The 4,352-nt window shown below is 26.2% G+C and carries 3 protein-coding genes and 1 pseudogene; 3 read left to right on the top strand and 1 reads right to left on the bottom strand.

Annotated elements, in window-relative coordinates:
- Positions 1 to 379 precede the first annotated feature (379 nt).
- Positions 380 to 1,558 (top strand): iron-containing alcohol dehydrogenase, encoded by a 1,179-nt coding sequence (locus J7G74_RS14805; RefSeq protein WP_297136743.1) that lies wholly within the window; start codon positions 380 to 382, stop codon positions 1,556 to 1,558.
- 136 nt (positions 1,559 to 1,694) lie between these two features.
- Here the strand turns inward: J7G74_RS14805 and J7G74_RS14800 are convergent, their stop codons facing one another.
- Positions 1,695 to 2,321: a hypothetical protein gene (locus J7G74_RS14800; RefSeq protein ID WP_297136741.1), complete on the bottom strand. Its 627-nt coding sequence runs from the start codon at positions 2,319 to 2,321 to the stop codon at positions 1,695 to 1,697.
- A 283-nt stretch (positions 2,322 to 2,604) separates the two neighbouring features.
- Between J7G74_RS14800 and J7G74_RS14795 the strand changes: the two genes are divergently transcribed.
- A complete protein-coding gene (locus tag J7G74_RS14795) occupies positions 2,605 to 3,930 on the top strand; it encodes an MATE family efflux transporter (RefSeq protein WP_297136739.1) in 1,326 nt (441 codons plus the stop codon).
- 304 nt (positions 3,931 to 4,234) lie between these two features.
- Positions 4,235 to 4,352, top strand: a pseudogene (locus J7G74_RS16960) (IS982 family transposase); the annotation flags it as partial.

The raw sequence follows: 4,352 nt of genomic DNA, 5'->3' as shown, positions 1-4,352 counted from the left end.
GTATATTAAATATTGAAATAGGTACAGTTTAAATTAATATACTCTTTTTAATAAAAAAGAAAACTACAATTTATTTATTTAAGAAAGTAGCTTTAAAGAAAAAAATTTTTTACAGTGATTACTTTCAGGTTAGCCTATGGTTGAATTTTATATCAAATAAATATCCACCACTTATAAATAAATTGTAGCTTATTAAATATTATGCATTTTTATGTTTTATGATACTCTGATATAAAAAAATTTATATAATATTTTTATATATTTTGTAAAGTAAATACATACAAAAATTAGAATATTATTGACGGGTAGGTTATTACATTAGAAAATATGAATAAATACAATTTATAAGTATAGATATCAACTAATGGAGGACACAATTATGTTAAATTTTAATTATTATAACAAAACAAGAATCATCTTTGGTAAAGACACACATAAAGAGGTGGGAAAACATCTTAAAGGTAATGTAAAAAAGGTACTTTTACACTTTGGAGGTCAAAGTATAAAAAACAATGGAGTCTATAATGATGTAATAGAGTCACTAAAGTCAAATGGAATTGAATTTGTAGAACTTAGTGGAGTGAAGCCAAATCCTAGACTATCCCTTGTACGTGAAGGAATCAAACTTTGCAAAGAAGAGAATGTTGATTTTATATTAGCTGTAGGTGGAGGCAGTGTAATAGACTCTTCCAAAGCTATAGCCATAGGCGTAAATTATGAAGGTGATGTTTGGGACTTCTTTGAAAAAGGTATAGAAATTAAAAATGCCCTACCATTGGCAACTATACTTACTATACCAGCAGCAGGAAGTGAATCAAGTACGGGGACTGTTATTACAAATGAAGAAAAACAACTTAAATTATCTTGTGGTGCAGAATTACTTAGACCAGAGTTTAGCATCATAAATCCTGAAATTTATTATAGCCTACCAGAAAATCAAATTGCTAACGGTGTTTGCGATATGATGAGTCATATAATGGAAAGATATTTTACTAATACATTACATACTGACTTGACTGATGGATTATGTGAAGCTACATTGAAAACTATTATGAAGAATGGTCTTATATTAAAAAAAGATAATAAAAACTATAATGCATGGGCAGAAGTTGCTTTTGCTGGTAATATAGCTCATAATGGATTATTAGGACTTGGAAGAGAGCAAGATTGGGCTTCTCATAAAATAGAGCATGAATTAAGTGCCATATATGATGTTGCTCATGGATCGGGTCTTTCTGTAGTAACTATTGCATGGATGAAATATGTTTATAAAACAAACTTATCAATGTTTGTACAATTTGCAGTAAATGTTATGGGGGTTGAAGGAAGTTTTAGAGATGAGGAAAGTATAGTATTAGAAGGAATAGATAGACTTAAAGACTTCTTTATAAAAATGGGACTACCTGTAACTTTAAAAGAATTAGGAATAGATGACAGTAAACTAGAAATAATGGCTAAAAAAGCTGCTAATTTTAACAATGGAGAAGAAATTAAAATTGGTGGATTAAAAAGATTAGGGTGGGAAGATATATTATCTATATATAAATTAGCAAGATAATTTTTAGTAATAGCCCAATAAAAATAATATATAAGTTAGCAAAATTAATTAACAACAAATATATAAAAAGTATAAAATTTAAAGGAGGCTTATTTTGTAGCCTCCTTTAAATTTTATACTTGAAGTTAGATTAGTTTTATCTATTGAATAAATAAATACCTAAATCTTCTTTGTTTAAATCTATACCTAAATAATAAATTACATTGTTTTCTAATAAATAGTATACATATCTAGATGTATCTAATCCTATTTTATTATTGTAAATAGTGTATAAATTAGTTCTAAATATTTGAGTATTACCAAACTTTCTATAAAGAGTAAATCTTCTTTTAAATTTTTTATCCACTAGTGTATCAGTATTTTTGTAAGCTTTAATAAAAGGCACTTCATTTATTACTATATCACCTATATAAATACATTTTAAATCAAGGCTATCACTTTTACCATTAGATAAATTTTCCCATAATCCTAAAATATCACTGCCTTTTAATAAATCTAATCCTACAGTAGCAGGTATAATAATTAAGTCACAAGGTTTTTCTACAGACTCAGTATTATCACTCCAATTTATACTTAATTCATCATCTTCTAGAAAAGAGACAAGACCTATTTTTTGTAGATTATTTTTATGAGCTACAATATCTCCAATCTCAAAAGTAGATTTATATGTATAGTCATCATCTAATATTAAATTCCCATTTACCACAGAAAATTTAGATACTAAATCCTTATTCTCTAACTCTTCTTTTGTTATAAAGTTCATAATTTTCCTCCTATAAATTTCTTTTCTTATTACAATATGCACCTTAACATAATACCCTATAATACAAAAATTATAAATATTTTTATAGTAAAATTAATTATTTCTAAGCTTAGATTTTTTGATCAACGGACGAAGTTGTTGGCGATATGAAGTGGAGCGCCCACGCAGTGGCTTAAGCGAAGCGAATTTTTTATTTTATAACATATATCATTACAATTTTAATTTTTAAGGTTATAATTTGATTGAAGGATAAAATTATAATGGGGATTGAAGGAGATAAAATATGTTAGATATGACACAGGGGAATCCTAGTAAATTAATACTTAGGTTTGCCTTTCCTATGATTTTAGGGAATATATTTCAACAAGTATATAATCTAGTAGATACTATAGTAGTTGGAAAATTTATAGGAGCGGACGCGTTGGCAGCTGTGGGCTCATCATTTTCAATAATAGTATTTATAACATCCATAATAATAGGCCTTGCTATGGGAGCAGGTATTATATTTGCACAATTTTATGGAGCTAAAGAATTTGATAAATTTAAAGAAAGTGCAATTACATCAATTATTTTTATTGGTGTAGTTACTATTATATTAATGTTTATATCAATCATAGGAATAGACTTAATACTTAAATTATTTAAAATGCCACAAGAACTATTATTATACTGTAAAAACTATTTGATTATTATTCTCTATGGATTAGTATTTACATTTATATATAATATAGCAACAGCCTTGCTTAGAGCAGTAGGTGATTCTAAAAGACCTTTATACTTCTTGCTTATTGCTTCCATAATAAATGTAGTACTGGATTTATTATTTGTTATAAAATTTGGTTTAGGAGTAAAAGGAGTAGCATTAGCTACAATTATAGCTCAAGGAGTTTCTGCTATTTTAGCTATGATATATGTTTATAATAAATTATCTTTTTTAAGATTTAATATTAAAGATATAAAAATAAAAAAAGAGAACTTTAAATTAGTTGCTAAATATTCTATTTTAACATCACTTCAGCAATCTATAATGAATTTTGGAATATTAATTGTACAAGGATTAGTAAATACTTTTGGAGCTACAGTTATGGCGGCTTTTGCAGCAGGAGCAAAAATTGACTCCTTTGCTTATATGCCTGTACAAGATTTTGGGAATGCATTTTCTACTTACGTGGCACAAAATAAAGGTGCTGAAAAAGATGAAAGAATATTAGAAGGTATAAAAAGTGCAATAAAAACTATTATTATTTTTTGTATTATAGTATCTTCTTTGATTTTATTGTTCTCAGAAAATATTATGTTACTTTTTATAAATAAAAATAATACAGAAGTTATATCTTTAGGTGTAGAATATATATCAATAGTGGCGATTTTTTATGTATTAATAGGATTTTTATTTATGTTTTATGGTTTATATAGAGGGATTGGAAATCTTAATATGTCTATAATTTTAACTATAGTATCTTTAGGTACTAGAGTGATTTTAGCTTTTTTACTTTCAAGTACAGTTTTAGGTCCTAGGGGAATTTGGTTTTCTATACCTATAGGCTGGGCATTGGCTGATATTTTAGGGTTTTATGGATATAAAAAATTAAATAGAAATAAAAAGTAAAATTATATAAACTGTTCTTAATAATAGGAAAAATTAAATATAGAATTTTAATAAGTATTATTATTAGGGATACTTTTGTTAAACTAAATATATTGATTTAAATGTAAAGTAGTATTGAAAATTATTTCAATACTACTTTTTGATTGTAAGAAAATCATATATTATCTGTTCTATGTATAAATATAGTTTCAAAATTTATTACTTAAGTAATGAGGGAAAGCCGTTGGCGCTATGGTCTAAGCGAATTTTTTACGAAGAAATTAGTGAAACTTAATACAAACTTAACTCGTTATGATAGTTAATTTTTACAATAGCTGATGATATATACAATGAGATTATACCTATAAGTATTAGACATAGACGCAATATTAAGGATAGCAAACTTTCAGATAGTGAGATAATAACTATAAGTATAGCTGGAG

The organism is Terrisporobacter sp., from assembly GCF_017888745.1.
Taxonomy (GTDB): domain Bacteria; phylum Bacillota; class Clostridia; order Peptostreptococcales; family Peptostreptococcaceae; genus Terrisporobacter.
This window is presented reverse-complemented; position numbering and strand designations above follow the sequence as displayed.

Coding starts and splice junctions, on each gene's coding strand:
- J7G74_RS14800 (WP_297136741.1), bottom strand. CDS start 2,321: ATGAACTTTATAACAAAAGAAGAGTTAGAGAATAAGGATTTAGTATCT.
- J7G74_RS14795 (WP_297136739.1), top strand. CDS start 2,605: ATGTTAGATATGACACAGGGGAATCCTAGTAAATTAATACTTAGGTTT.
- J7G74_RS14805 (WP_297136743.1), top strand. CDS start 380: ATGTTAAATTTTAATTATTATAACAAAACAAGAATCATCTTTGGTAAA.